Here is a 13,579-nt window from a genome sequence, read left to right on the forward strand (position 1 = left end):
TAGACAGCAATGAGCGACACGATCGCCACGCTGCCCGTGGTCGTCGAAGCCGACGGCCGGGCGCTGACCCAGCTGATCACCGATCGCCGCGCCGAGCTGCGGGCCACCCTGGCCGACCAGGGTGGGCTGCTGTTCCGCGGCTTCGACGTGGGCGGGGTGGACGGCTTCGACCAGGTGGTCCGGGCGTTGTCCGGGGAACCACTGACCTACACCGAGCGGTCCTCGCCCCGGCACGCCATCAAGGGCCGGGTGTACACCTCGACCGACTACCCACCGGACGAGGAGATCTTCCTGCACAACGAGAACTCGTACCAGGCGCGGTGGCCGTTGACCCTGTTCTTCTACTGCATCACCGCGCCGCAGACGCTGGGCGCCACCCCGTTGGCCGACATCCGTCAGGTCTACCGGGAGATCGACCCGGCGGTACGCGAGGAGTTCGTCCGCCGGCGCTGGATGCTGATCCGAAACTTCCACGAAGATTTCGGCACCACCTGGCAGCACGTGTTCGGCACCGACGATCGTGCCGAGGTGCAGGCGTACGCGGCGGCCAACCGGATCACGCTGGAGTGGGTGGGCCGGGACGGGCTGCGTACCCGTGCGGTGCGTGACGCCGTGCACCTCCGCCCCGGCTCGGACGTTCCCCGCTGGTTCAACCACGCCACCTTCTTCCACGTGAGCAGCCTGGCGAAGGACCTCCAGGAGGGCCTGCTGGACATGTTCGGCGCCGACGGGCTGCCGTCGAACACCTACTACGGCGACGGTGGCGAGATCCCCGCCGACGTCCTGGACCACCTGCGGGCCGCCTACCGGGCCGCGAGCGTCCGCTTCGACTACCACCGCGACGACGTGCTGGTGGTCGACAACATGACCGCCGCGCACGGCCGGGAACCGTTCACCGGCCCCCGCAGGATCGCCGTCGCGATGGCCGAACCGCACACCCCCGACACCTTCGGAGAGCAGTGATGGCCGAGCCCCGATTCCTGGTCGTGCGCAACGACGAGGAGCAGTACTCGATCTGGTCGGCCGAGCGGGACCTCCCGGCGGGTTGGCACGACACCGGCTTCGCCGGCACCCGCGAGGAGTGCCTGGCGCACATCGACACCGTCTGGACCGACATGCGCCCCCGCTCGGTACGTGAGGGGGCGTCATGAGCAAGGAGTGGACCTTCCCGGCGTCCTTCGCCCAGGAGCGCGTGTGGACGGCCAACCAGCTCGACCCCGGATCGCCGGTCTACAACGTCTCCGCGCCGTGGTGGTTCCCGGTCGGCGTCACCGCCGCACAGGCCACCGACGTGTTCGGCCAGGTGGTCGCCCGGCACGAGTCGCTCCGTACGCACCTGCGGATCGTCGACGGCGCGCTGGTGCAGGTGGTCCGGGCCGTCGAGCCGTTGGACCTGCCGGAGTTGGACCTGACCGGTCTGCCCGCCGACGAGCGGGAGACCCGCTACGACGAGACCCTCGCCGAGCTGGCGCGTAGCCCGATCCCGCTGGACACCCCGCCGCCGTGGCGGGCCCGGCTGGTCCGGTTCGCCGCCGACCGGGTCGGGTTGCAGTTCGTGGTGCACCACGCGGTCTTCGACAGCCACTCGGCGGTGCTCTTCGCCGCCGAGCTGACCGCGTTCACCCGGGCCGCGCTGACCGGCGCGCCCGCCGACGTGCCCGAGCTGCCCATCCAGTACGCCGACTTCGCCGTCTGGCAGCGCGACCAGCTCACCGACACCGAGTTGGAGCGGCAGCTCGCCTTCTGGCGCGGTCACCTGGCCGGTGCGCCGGCGGTGACCGGCCTGCCGCTTGACCGGCCGCGCCCAGCCCAGCTCGGCTTCGCCGGTGACGAGGTGCGCTTCGACCTCCCCGACGGGCTGCTGAACCAGGTCGGGCGGCTCGCCGCCGGCACGTCGACCACCCCGTACATGGTGCTGCTGGCCGCCTTCGCGGCGCTGCTCTCCCGGATCTCCGGTGACCCCGAGGTGGTGGTGGGCGTCTCCACCGCCGGCCGCGACACCGCCGAGCTGACGCCGCTGATCGGCATGTTCGTCAACCCGGTGGCGCTGCGGTGCGACCTCACCGGCGACCCGAGCGTCACCGAGGTGCTCGGCCGCGTCCGGACCGGCCTGGTGGACGCGATGGAGCACGGGCAGACCCCGTTCCAGCGGATCGTCGAGGCGGTCGCCCCGCAACGCGACCCGTCGGTGCAGCCGGTGTTCCAGACCGCGCTGAACCTGATCCCGGACTCCGGCCTGGACCCGGTGCCGCTGGGCACCACCAAGGACGACCTGGCCTTCGACATCACCGGCGGCACCAGCCGGCTGGTCTACCGCACCGACCTGTTCGACCGGGCCACCGCGGAGGCGGTCGTCGCCCGCTACCTGCGGCTGCTCACCGCCGCCGTGACCGACCCGGGGACGCGGCTGTCGGCGCTGCCTCTGCTCGACGACGCCGAACGTGACCTGCTGCGCGCCTGGACCGACACCGGGCCCGCGGTCGCCCCGGTCACCCTGGTGGCCGAGGTGGAGCGGCAGGTCGTCGCCACCCCCGCCGCGATCGCGCTGGTCTGCGACGGGGAGGAGCTGAGCTACGCCGAGCTGGGCGCTCGGGCCAACCGACTGGCCCGGCTGCTGGTCGAGCGCGGCGCCGGCCCGGAGACCCGGGTCGCGCTGCTGCTGCCCCGCTCGGTGGAGTTGCTGGTGGCCATCCTCGCGGTGCTGAAGGCCGGTGCCGCGTACCTGCCGGTAGACACCGGCTATCCGGCGAACCGGATCAGCTACCTGCTGACCGACGCCGAGCCGACGCTTGTGCTGGCCACCTCGGAGACGGCCGCGCTGGCCCCCGCCGACGCACTGGTGCTGACCGACACGACCGCCGCCGACCTGGACTCCGCCGACCTCACCGACGACGAACGCCGCACGCCGTTGCGTGCGGAGCACCCGGCGTACCTGCTCTACACCTCCGGCTCCACCGGGCGGCCCAAGGGCGTGCTGGTCGAGCACCGCGCGGTCACCGCGTACCTGGCCTGGGCCCGGGACACCTACCCGGGGCTGGCCGGTGTCGCGCTGCTGCACTCGCCGGTCTCGTTCGACCTGACCGTGACCGGGCTGCTCGGCCCTCTCACCGCCGGGGGCACGGTCCGGCTCGCTGGCATCGACACCCCGGCGGCGCGGGCCGGTGGTCCGCCGACCTTCCTGAAGGTCACCCCCAGCCACCTGCCGCTGCTCGACGACGCCCTGTCGCCCACCACCGATCTGGTGATCGGCGGGGAGGCGCTGACCGGCGAACAACTGGCTGGCTGGCGGGCCACCCACCCCCGGGTGGCGGTGATCAACGAGTACGGCCCGACCGAGGCGACCGTCGGCTGTATCGCGGCCCGGATCGCCCCCGAGCAGCCGGTCTCCGCCGGGCCGGTGCCGATCGGTCGGTCCACCTGGGACACCCGGGTCCACCTGCTCGACGCCGCGCTGAACCCGGTGCCGCCGGGTGTGGTCGGTGAGCTGTTCATCGCCGGGGCGCAACTGGCCCGGGGCTACCTGGGCCGGCCGGCGCTGACGGCGGAGCGCTTCCTGCCCTGTCCGTACGGGCCGCCGGGGGAGCGGATGTACCGCACCGGGGACCTCGCCCGCTGGCGGGCCGACGGGGCACTGGAATACCTGGGCCGCCGGGACAACCAGGTCAAGATCCGAGGGATGCGGGTCGAGCTGGGCGAGATCGAGTCGGTGCTGCGCGCCCGCGTGGACGTGGCCGAGGCCGCGGTGGTGGTCCGCGCCGACAACGGCGAGCCGACCCTGGTCGGCTACCTGGTCGGCCGGGTCGACGAGGCGACGCTCGCCGCAGACCTGGCCCAGGAGCTGCCCGCGCACCTGGTGCCGAGCGCGTTCGTCTGGTTGGACGCGCTGCCGCTGACGCCGAACGGCAAGCTGGACACCGCCGCGCTGCCGGCACCGACCGCCGCCACCGCCGACGGCTTCCTCGCCCCGCGTACCGACGCCGAGGTGCTGGTCGCCGAGGTCTACGCCGAGATCCTGCAACTGGAGAAGGTCGGCGCGCTCGACGACTTCTTCGCCCTCGGCGGCAACTCGCTGCGCGGCATGCGGGCGATGGCCCGGATCCGCGCCGAGGTGGACGTGGAGCTGCCGATGCGGGCGCTGTTCAGCAGCCCGGTGGTGGCCGACCTGGCCGCCCAGATCGAGCAGCGGATCGCCGCCGAGCTCGACGAACTCTCCGAAGCCGAGGTCGCCGCGCTGCTCGCGGCGGAGAAGGACACCCCGTTATGACCGACGTGAAGGACTCGGCCCGCGACGCCGCCCGGCAGGCGCTGATCGCCCAGCGGTTGCGCCGCCGGTCCGGCAGCCCGCCCGCCGCGCGGATCACTCCCCGCCCGCCGGACGCCGAGGTGCCGCTGTCGTACGCCCAGGAGCGGGTCTGGTTCATGGACCAGCTCGCTCCCGGCGAGGCGGCGTACCACATCGCGGTGCCCTTGCGAGTCCGTGGCCCGCTGGACGTCGCGGCGCTGCGCCGCGCGCTGGCGGACCTGACCCATCGGCACGAGTCGCTGCGCACCCGGTTCCCGGCCGCCTCGGACGGCCGGCCCACCGTGGTGCTCGACGAGGTCGTCGAGGTGCCGCTGACCGTGGTGGACGCCGCCGACGACACCGCCGCCCAGGCACGTGTCGACGAGGCGGCCGTCGAGCCGTTCGACCTGGCCAACGGGCCGCTGCTGCGGGCTCTGCTGATCCGGCTGGCCGCCTGCGACGATAATCCGGCCTCCGCGCCGCAAGACGGCACTCCGGACCGGATGAACGTCGACGAGCACGTGCTCTTCCTCGGTCAGCACCACATCGTCGGTGACGGCTGGTCCGTGGACGTGCTGCTGCGTGACCTGATCGCCCGCTACCGCGAGCGGGAGCTGCCCGCCCTGCCGGTGCAGTACGGAGACTTCGCGGTGTGGGAGGCACGGGAGCTGGCCGGGCCGGGCGCGCTGCGGCACGTGGACTGGTGGAAGGAGCGCCTCGCCGGGATCACCCCGCTGGAGCTGCCGCTGGACCTGCCGCGGCCGGCCACCCAGACGTACCGGGGTGACTTCGTCGAGTTCACCCTGGACGCCGCCGCCACCGAGGGGCTGGCCGCGCTGACCCGTGCCTACGGCGGCACGATGTTCATGACGCTGCTCGCCGCGTACCAGGTGTTCCTGGCCCGGCACGCCGGGCAGGACGACTTCGCGGTGGGCGCGTCGGTGGCCGGCCGGTCCGCTCCGGAGCTGGAGAACCTGGTCGGCATGTTCATCAACATGCTGCCGATGCGTGCCGAGCTGGCCGGCGACCCGACCTTCACCGAGCTGCTGGATCGGACCCGCCACGCGGTGCTGGACGGGCTGGAGCACGGCGAGGTGCCGTTCGCCCGGGTCGTGCACGAGCTGGGTCTGCCGCGTGACGTCAGCCGCTCACCGGTGTTCCAGGCGATGTTCGTGCTGCAGAACTACGAGATGGGCCGGTTCGAAGGGGTGGCCGAGGACGCCGACGTCGGCTTCGAGTGGCATCCGATGGAGCTGCGCGCCACCCGCTTCGACTTCGAGCTGCACGCCGTCGAGACCGGCAACGGGCTCTGGGGCAAGCTGGTCTTCAACACCGACCTGTTCACCCGGGCCACCATCGAGCGGATGGCGCACCGGCTCACCACGCTGCTGCGCGCCGTGGTCGCCACCCCGGATCTGCCGGTCTCCGCGCTCGATCTGCTCGCACCCGCCGAGCGGGAGCTGTTGGCCGGGTGGAACGACACCGCCCACGACTTCCCCCGGCAGCAGACCCTGCACGCCCCGATCGAGGAGCGCGCCGCTCGTACTCCGGACGCGGTGGCGCTGCGGTTCGCCGGCCGTTCGGTGACGTACGCCGAACTGAACGCGGCGGCGAACCGGGTGGCGCACCGGCTGCGCGCCTGCGGGGTGGGCCCGGAGACCCTGGTCGGTGTCTGCGCGGAACGCTCGGTGGAGCTGGTCGCGGGCCTGCTCGGCGTGCTCAAGGCCGGCGGCGCCTACCTGCCGTTGGACCCGGAGTATCCGGCGGACCGGCTGGCCTTCATGGTCACCGATGCCGCCGCGCCGGTGGTGCTGGTGCAGGCACACCTGCGCGACGTGCTGCCGACGACCGACGCCACCGTGCTCGCCCTGGACGACGAGGCGGTCTGGGCCGACCAGCCGACGAGTGACCCGACGCCGACGGCCGGCCCGGCGCACCTCGCGTACGTCATCTACACCTCCGGCTCGACCGGCCGGCCCAAGGGTGTGCCGAACACCCACCGGGGCATCGTCAACCGACTGGACTGGATGCAGCGCACCTACCGGCTCGGCGCCGACGACGGGGTGTTGCAGAAGACCCCGGCCAGCTTCGACGTGTCGGTGTGGGAGTTCTTCTGGCCGCTGCGCGAGGGCGCGCGGCTGGTGCTGGCCGAGCCGGGCGGTCACAAGGACGCCGGCTACCTGCGCGACCTGCTGGTGTCCGAGCGGGTCACCACCGCCCACTTCGTCCCGTCCATGCTCACCGTCTTCCTCGCCGAGGACGGCGTCGAGGCGGCCACGGCGCTGCGCCGGGTGATCTGCAGCGGTGAGGAGTTGCCGCTCGCCGCCGCCCGGGACTTCACCGCCCGGCTGCCCGGCTGTGGCCTGCACAACCTGTACGGCCCGACCGAGGCGGCGATCGACGTCAGCTCCTGGGCGTGTGACCCGGCGCTGCTGGCCGAGGTGGCCAGCGTGCCGATCGGTGCGCCCATCAGCAACGTGCGGCTGCACGTGCTGGACGCCCGGGGCAACCCGTGCCCGGTGGGAGTCGCGGGTGAGCTGCACATCGGGGGGGTGGGGCTGGCCCGCGGCTACCACCGTCGGGCGGCGCTCACCGCGGAGCGGTTCGTGCCCGACCCGTTCTCCGGCGAGCCGGGTGCCCGGCTGTACCGTACCGGCGACCTGGCCCGCTGGCAGGTCGCGCCCGGTGACCGGCCCGGCGGTGTGCTCGAGTTCCTCGGCCGGATCGATCACCAGATCAAGCTGCGCGGCCTGCGCATCGAGCTGGGCGAGATCGAGAGCGCGCTGCGCGCCCAGCCCGGGGTGACCGAGGCGGTGGTGCTGGTCCGCGAGGACACCCCCGGCGACAAGCGGCTCACCGGGTACCTGGTCGGCGCGGCCGAGCACGACGCGGTCAAGGTGGCGCTCAAGGAGACCCTTCCGGAGTACATGGTGCCGGCGGCGTTCGTCACCCTGGACGCACTGCCACTGACCCCGAACGGCAAGCTGGACCGCAGGGCGCTGCCCGCGCCGGTCGTCACCCGCGCCGCCTCGGTGGCGCTCGTGGAGCCGCGCGACGACACCGAACGGCTGCTCGCTGGGATCTGGTCCGAGGTGCTCGGTGTGGCCACCCTCGGCATCGACGACGACTTCTTCGACCTGGGTGGGCACTCGATGCTCGCGACCCAGGTGGTGGCCCGCATCCGCAAGGCCGAGCATGGTGGGCGGCCGGTCGGCGTGATGGACCTGTTCCAGCAGCGGACCATCCGCGACCTGGCCACGTTCATGTCCGGTGGCGGTGGCGACGGGCCCCGTCGGCTGCTCTACGAGCTGACCAAGCCGATCTCGCCGGCCCAACGAGTGATCACTTACGTCTGCGTGCCGTACGGCGGCGGCAGCGCGATCGTCTACCAGCCCCTCGCGGACGCGCTGCCGGCCGGGCACGCGCTCTGGTCGCTGGCCATCCCCGGGCACGACGTGGGGCTCACCGAGGACGCCCTGCCCTTCGACGAGCTGACCACCCGGGTCGCCGAGGAGATCATCGAGCGCGTCGAGGGCCCGCTCGCCCTGTACGGGCACTGCGGCGTGGGCAGCGCGATCGTGGCCGAGGTGGCCCGCAAGGTGGAGGCCGCCGGGCGGGAGCTGACCGCGCTCTACATCGGTGCGATGTTCCCGTTCGCCCGGCCCAAGGGCCTGTTCGCGGCGGTGCGCACCAAGCTGGAGAAGCTGCGCAGCAACAAGCACTACGCGAGCTGGCTCAAGTCGATGGGTGTGGACACCGACGAGCTGGAGCCGGAGCAGGCGGACCGGATCATCAGCAACATGCGGGCCGACTCCCGGGCTTCCGAGGAATACTTCACCGCCCTGCTCGACCAGGGCGCGGTGAAGCTGCGCGCCCCGATCATCTCGGTGGTCGGCTCGGAGGACCCGGTCACCGACTACCACATCGAGCGGTACGCCGAGTGGCAGTTCCTCAGTGACCGCCTCGGGCTGGTGGTGCTCGACCAGGCCGGGCACTTCTTCCTCAAGTACCGCGCGCAGGAACTGGCCGAGATCGTCACCCAGGTGCACCCGGCGCTGATCGCCGGCGACGTCGGCGAGCTGACCCCGCAGGCACGGGGCGAGGACGCCGGCTGGGCAGTGGCCGACACCCGGGGCGTCGACGCCGTCGTCGTCCCGGACAAGCCGGTGGTCCGGCCCAGCATGGCCCGCTTCGTGTCGGTCACCGTCGGGCAGCTCGTCTCCACCACCGGTTCGGCGCTTACCGCGTTCGCCCTACCGATCTGGCTGTTCACCCGCACCGGCTCGGTGACCGACCTGGGTCTGCTCTGGGCGTTGGCGCTGATCTGCGGCGTGCTGGTGCTGCCCATCGCCGGGGCGATCACCGACCGGATCAGCCGCCGCAAGATCATGATGATCGCCAGTTGCAGTGCCGGTTCGGTCCAGCTCGTGCTGGCCGCGCTGCTCTGGACCGACAACCTGGCGCTCTGGCACATCTACGGCCTGGTGGCGCTCAGTCAGGTGGCCGGCTCGTTCCAACGGATCGCGTTCCAGTCGGCGGTGCCGCAGTTGGTGCCCAAGCGCTACCTGGGCCACGCGATGGGCATCACCCAGCTCTCCAACGGGTTCGCCATGCTGCTGATGCCGGTCTTCGCAGCCGGCCTGCTGGCCGCGATCGACCTCAAGGGCATCCTGCTGCTCGACGTGGCCAGCTATGTGATCGCGGTGGTGACCCTGTCCGTGGTCCGCTTCCCCGACCTGCTCGGATGGCGACCCCGGGAGCGCCTGCTGGTGGCGATCGCCAACGGTCTGCGCTACTCGTGGCGGCACCGTGGCTTCCGGCTGATGCTGGGCTACTTCGCGCTGGGCAACATCTTCCTGGCGCCGGCGCTGGTGCTCACCACCCCGTTGGTGCTCTCCTTCGGCAACGCGACGCAGGTGGCCCAGGTGGCCCTCGCCGAGGCTCTCGGCGCGGTCGCCGGCGGCGTACTCATGTCGCTCTGGGGTGGTCCCCGCAACCGACGCATGATCGGCGTGCTGATCGGCAACCTCGGCACGGCGGTCGGCTGCGTCCTGGTCGGCCTGGACGCGTCCGTGGCGATGATCTGCGTCGGTGCGTTCTGGCTGGCCATGTCGATGACCACGGCACAGTCCATCTACGCCACGATCGTCCAGGTCAAGGTGCCGCAGCGCTATCACGGCCGGGTGTTCAGCCTCAACCAGACCATCTCCTGGTCGACGCTGCCCATCGGGTTCGCGCTGATCGCCCCGGCGGCCACCCGCCTGTTCGAGCCGCTGCTCGCCCCGGACGGGGCTCTGGCCGGGTCGGTGGGCGCGGTGATCGGCACCGGTCCGGGTCGGGGCATCGGCTTCGCGTACGTCTGCTTCGGCGCGGCGCTGATCCTGATCACCCTGGGCGGGTTCGCGATCCGGCTGCTCCGCCGCTTCGACCTTGAGGTCGCGGATTCGCTGCCCGACGACCTGATCGGTGCGCAGGAGCGGGAGCGTCGGCTGGCGGCCCGGGCCGCGCAGCGCGAGGAGGAACGGGTGCCGGTCGGCGTGTGACGACTGCGAAGGGAACGCGAGCGGGTCGAGGTGCACCCAGACTGGTCGGTTCACGGGTCCCCCTGGCGACCATTGCTGGATCGGCTCCATCGCCCGACCACACGAGGGGCCAACGGCCAGACGGTGGTGGATGCCGAGGGCGTCGGCGATGACGGGGGCGGGGACCTGGGCGCCGAGCTGGCGGAGGGCTTTGCTGAGACGGCCGAGAGCCGTCAAGGTGAGGACCGCAGCCTCAAACCCGGAACGTGCGGCGGTAGGCGTCCGGCGGTACGCCGATCGTGCGGTGGAAGTGGCGGCGCAGTGTCGTCGCCGTGCCCATGCCCGCGGCCGAGGCGATGGTGTCGACGCTGTCGTCCGTGGTCTCCAGCAGCTCCTGCGCGCGGCGGATCCGCTGCGTCAGCAGCCACTGCAGCGGGGTGGTGCCGGTTACCGAGTGGAAGTGGCGGGCCAGGTGGCGCGAGCTCATGTTCGCCTGGCGGGCCAGGTCCTCCACGGTGAGCGGCTGGTTCAGCCGCCGCATCGCCCAGGGGAGCAGGTCGGCCAGGGGATGGCCGTCCTGGGTGGGCACCGGTGTGGTGACGAACTGGGCCTGGCCACCGGCCCGGTGGGGCGGCACGACCAGGCGGCGGGCGACCACGTTGGCGATCGCCGAGCCGTGGTCGCGGCGGACCAGATGCAGGCACAGGTCCATCGCTGCGGCCTTGCCCGCAGACGTGAGCACGCTGCCGTTGTCGACGTAGAGCACGTCCGGGTCGACCTTAACCCGGGGATAGCGCGCGGCCAGTTCGTCGGTGTGGGCCCAGTGCGTGGTCGCGTGTAGCCCGTCCAGCAGGCCGGCGGCGGCGAGCACGAACACGCCCGTGCACAGGGAGACGACCCGCGCGCCCGACTCGTGGGCCGCGCGCACCGCCTCGACCAGGTCGGCCGGCGGGTCCTCGTCGACGTCCGCCAAGGCGGGGACGATCACGGTGTCGGCGTGCGCCAGCCGGTCGAGCCCGCAGTCCGGCTCCAGCAGGAACCGGCCGACCCGGACGGCGTGCGTGCCGCACACCTTGACGTCGTACCAAGGGCCTGGCAGAGCGGCCGGGGCGGAACCGAAGACTTCGTAGGCCAGGGCCAGCTCGAAGTGCAGCATCCCGTCGGTAGCGGCGACCGCGACGGAACGCGGGACAGAACTCATGTCGGGAATTGTATGGGTCATGTCGTTCCGGACACTGTCACCGATGGGCAAACAGGGACAGGATTTCCGCAGTGGATCACTTCGAGCACGCGGGAGCAGACATGGGATCAGGTCGGAACGTGGCAGTGTTCGGGGCCTACGGGCACACCGGGCGGTTCGTGGTCGCGGAGTTGCGCGAGCGCGGATACGTCCCGCTGCTCCTCGGTCGCGACCAGGACAAGCTGCTGGCGCTGGCGCAGGCCCACCCAGGGCTCGAGGCGCGGCAGGCGTCGGTCGACGATCCAGCCTCGCTCGACCGCGCGCTGAACGGCGCGGCCGCCGTGATCAACTGCGCCGGGCCTTTCGCCACGACCGCAGCCCCGCTGGTCGAGGCGGCGCTGCGCGCCGGCATCCCGTATGTCGACGTGGCGGCCGAGATCGAGGCGAACCTTGACACGTTCGCGCACTTCGCGGAGCGCGCCCGTGCCGCGGGCACCGTGGTGGTCCCTGCGATGGCCTTCTACGGAGGCCTCGGCGACCTGTTGGTCACCACCGCGATGGGCGACTGGACGGCGGCGGACGAGGCGCACATCGCCTACGGCCTGAGCAGTTGGCACCCCACCGCCGGGACGCGTGTTGCGGGCGCGGTCTCGGGGCAGCGACGGGGTGGCCGCCGTGTCCGCTACACCGGCGGACGGCTGGAGTACCACGACGACACTCTGCCGACCCTGGAGTGGCCCTTCCCGGCTCCGCTCGGCCCCCAGAGCGTCATCGGAGAGTTCACCATGGCCGATGTCGTCACCATTCCCAGCCACCTGGCCATCCCGGAGGTGCGCACCTACATGACCGCCAAGGCGGCCGCGGACCTGTCCGCTCCTGACGCCTCGGCACCGACCGCCGTCGACGAGCGCGGCCGCTCCGCGCAGACCTTCGTCGTCGACGTCCTCGTCCGCTCCGGCGGAGCGGAACGCCGCGTGGTCGCCGCCGGTCAGGACATCTACGCCATCAGCGCGCCGCTCGCGGTGGAGGCCGTCGACCGCATCCTCACCGGCCGGACCAGGACCACCGGCGTCGCCTCCGCGGGCGCGGTCTTCGACACCCCGGACTTCCTCCGCGCCCTGTCCTCGCACCTCTCGCTGCACGTTCCGCTCGACACACACGGCTGACCAGCGACCTGTGCAGGGATCCAGACCGTGGTCAGTGCGGCCAGTTCGCCAACTTGGCCGCGAACGGACAGCGATTCGACATCAGCCGAGGCGCCGATTACGACGTCGACGCGGCCGTACCGAAAACCACAATCTCGGGGCGGGTGAACATCCAGAAATGATCACGGGGGTGCGGCGGCTGCCGTCGCCGCACCCCGCTACGGAGATACATTGACCGGCATGGCAGTGCCACTCGCGGTCCATCGCGCGTCGGTCTGGGTGCAACACGGCCAGGTGCTGGTCAGCGACGCGGAAGGCGGCGACCTGGCAGGCCTCGACGACTCGTGGGACGACGCAGTCGAATCCGGGCGCTTCGTGGGCGCCGCCGACGGCATCGTGAACATCGTGACTCCCCGCGCGGACAGCAGCGGCACACCATTCACCGTCGAGGAATGGGCCGACGAGCCGCCGGACGACCGACACGACTGGGATCACGAAGTCGACATCGACATCGACGCGCCGAGCGGGAGGCTGGAGTTCTTCCTCACGACCGGCGAGATAGAAGACGGCACCGTCCGTCTCACCAAGGCCGGCCCGTGCCGGCTGCGGGTGTCCGCCCGTTTCCCCGAGGCTGGCGACGACGACGCCGCCGACGTGTACCGGCTACGGGTATGGCCGCGCACCGCCGACACGTCGCCGCAGCTCCGGCAGTCCTGGCCGCACTGGCCCAGCGTCCGGTCATGACACCACCGAACACGCCTCACCCGACTCGCCGTCGCTGGCGGCTCGCGTCCTGGGCGGCCATCGTGACCGTCGCGCTCAGCGGCTGCGGGCCGGCCTCCACCGGCAAATCCGCCGGCCAGGGCGCACCCGGCTCGTTGCGAGCTGGTGTCGCCTTCATCAGGAACAGCGACGCCGACTACTGTGATCGCTTCCTCGCCGACCTCGCCCGACGCACGCCGCTGGACCCCGCTCAGGCCCGGGCCGCCGAGACCGCCAGACAGTCCGTCGCGCGCACTCTCTCCGGTAACGTCATCAATCGCTGCAACGTCAACCACGAACCCTGCGACGCCGTCATGGCCTGGGCCGAGCAACCGGCGACACCGGAACATGTCAGGTCACTGTTGACCACGGTCAGCGAGAATCACCCCCAGGTCCGGTTGGCCCGCCCCGACGATCCCTCCGATGCCGACACCGTCGCCTTAGGAGTCCTCGTCGGACAGGTCTGCGTCTACGGATACCAGCGCCTCCACAAGGATCCGGACCAGGTACACGCCGCCGGCCCGTTACCTCAGGGCACCTGCCTCGCGCCCTGAAAGGGCGCGTTGATAGACCTTCGACGCGATCATTTAGCCGGCTGTCGGACGATGGCGCCTAGTACGGCAGCCGCCGTTCGTGAGGTGACCTCGGGTCCCGCAGGAATGAGGACGGCCACCGCATGATCGTCTGT

The 13,579-nt window shown here is 71.8% G+C and carries 8 protein-coding genes; 7 read left to right on the forward strand and 1 reads right to left on the reverse strand.

The window, feature by feature from the left end:
- Positions 1-9 precede the first annotated feature (9 nt).
- Genes ACLQ29_RS34225 through ACLQ29_RS34240 form a run of 4 tightly spaced genes read left to right on the forward strand, consistent with a single transcriptional unit; the run spans position 10 to position 9,825 of the window.
- Positions 10-963: a TauD/TfdA family dioxygenase gene (locus ACLQ29_RS34225; RefSeq protein WP_425775506.1), complete on the forward strand. Its 954-nt coding sequence runs from the start codon at positions 10-12 to the stop codon at positions 961-963.
- The gene (locus ACLQ29_RS34230) at positions 963-1,151 is read left to right on the forward strand and encodes an MbtH family protein (RefSeq protein ID WP_355031384.1); all 189 of its coding nucleotides are present in this window, start codon (positions 963-965) and stop codon (positions 1,149-1,151) included. Before ACLQ29_RS34225 ends, ACLQ29_RS34230 begins: the two co-directional genes overlap by 1 nt.
- Entirely contained in the window at positions 1,148-4,264 is a 3,117-nt protein-coding gene (locus tag ACLQ29_RS34235) for a non-ribosomal peptide synthetase (RefSeq protein WP_425775507.1), read from the forward strand. The genes ACLQ29_RS34230 and ACLQ29_RS34235 overlap by 4 nt, the downstream gene beginning before the upstream one ends.
- A complete protein-coding gene (locus ACLQ29_RS34240; RefSeq protein WP_425775509.1) occupies positions 4,261-9,825 on the forward strand; it encodes an amino acid adenylation domain-containing protein in 5,565 nt (1,854 codons plus the stop codon). Before ACLQ29_RS34235 ends, ACLQ29_RS34240 begins: the two co-directional genes overlap by 4 nt.
- A 232-nt stretch (positions 9,826-10,057) precedes the next feature.
- Here ACLQ29_RS34240 and ACLQ29_RS34245 read toward each other — a convergent pair whose 3' ends face one another.
- Positions 10,058-11,005 carry a helix-turn-helix domain-containing protein gene (locus ACLQ29_RS34245; protein WP_425775510.1) on the reverse strand — a complete coding sequence of 316 codons (948 nt, stop codon included), beginning with the start codon at positions 11,003-11,005 and terminating at the stop codon, positions 10,058-10,060.
- 101 nt (positions 11,006-11,106) lie between these two features.
- Here ACLQ29_RS34245 and ACLQ29_RS34250 point away from each other — a divergent pair, with 101 nt between their 5' ends.
- From ACLQ29_RS34250 to ACLQ29_RS34260, 3 genes are all read left to right on the forward strand, one after another.
- Positions 11,107-12,150, forward strand: coding sequence for a saccharopine dehydrogenase family protein (locus tag ACLQ29_RS34250; protein ID WP_425775511.1), 1,044 nt, complete (start codon positions 11,107-11,109; stop codon positions 12,148-12,150).
- A gap of 219 nt (positions 12,151-12,369) precedes the next feature.
- On the forward strand, positions 12,370-12,873 hold the full coding sequence (locus ACLQ29_RS34255; RefSeq protein WP_425775512.1) for a hypothetical protein: 504 nt from the start codon (positions 12,370-12,372) through the stop codon (positions 12,871-12,873).
- A complete protein-coding gene (locus tag ACLQ29_RS34260; RefSeq protein ID WP_425775513.1) occupies positions 12,870-13,445 on the forward strand; it encodes a hypothetical protein in 576 nt (191 codons plus the stop codon). Before ACLQ29_RS34255 ends, ACLQ29_RS34260 begins: the two co-directional genes overlap by 4 nt.
- The last annotated feature ends 134 nt before the right edge of the window (positions 13,446-13,579 follow it).

The organism is Micromonospora sp. DT228 (assembly GCF_049841595.1).
GTDB lineage: Bacteria > Actinomycetota > Actinomycetes > Mycobacteriales > Micromonosporaceae > Micromonospora.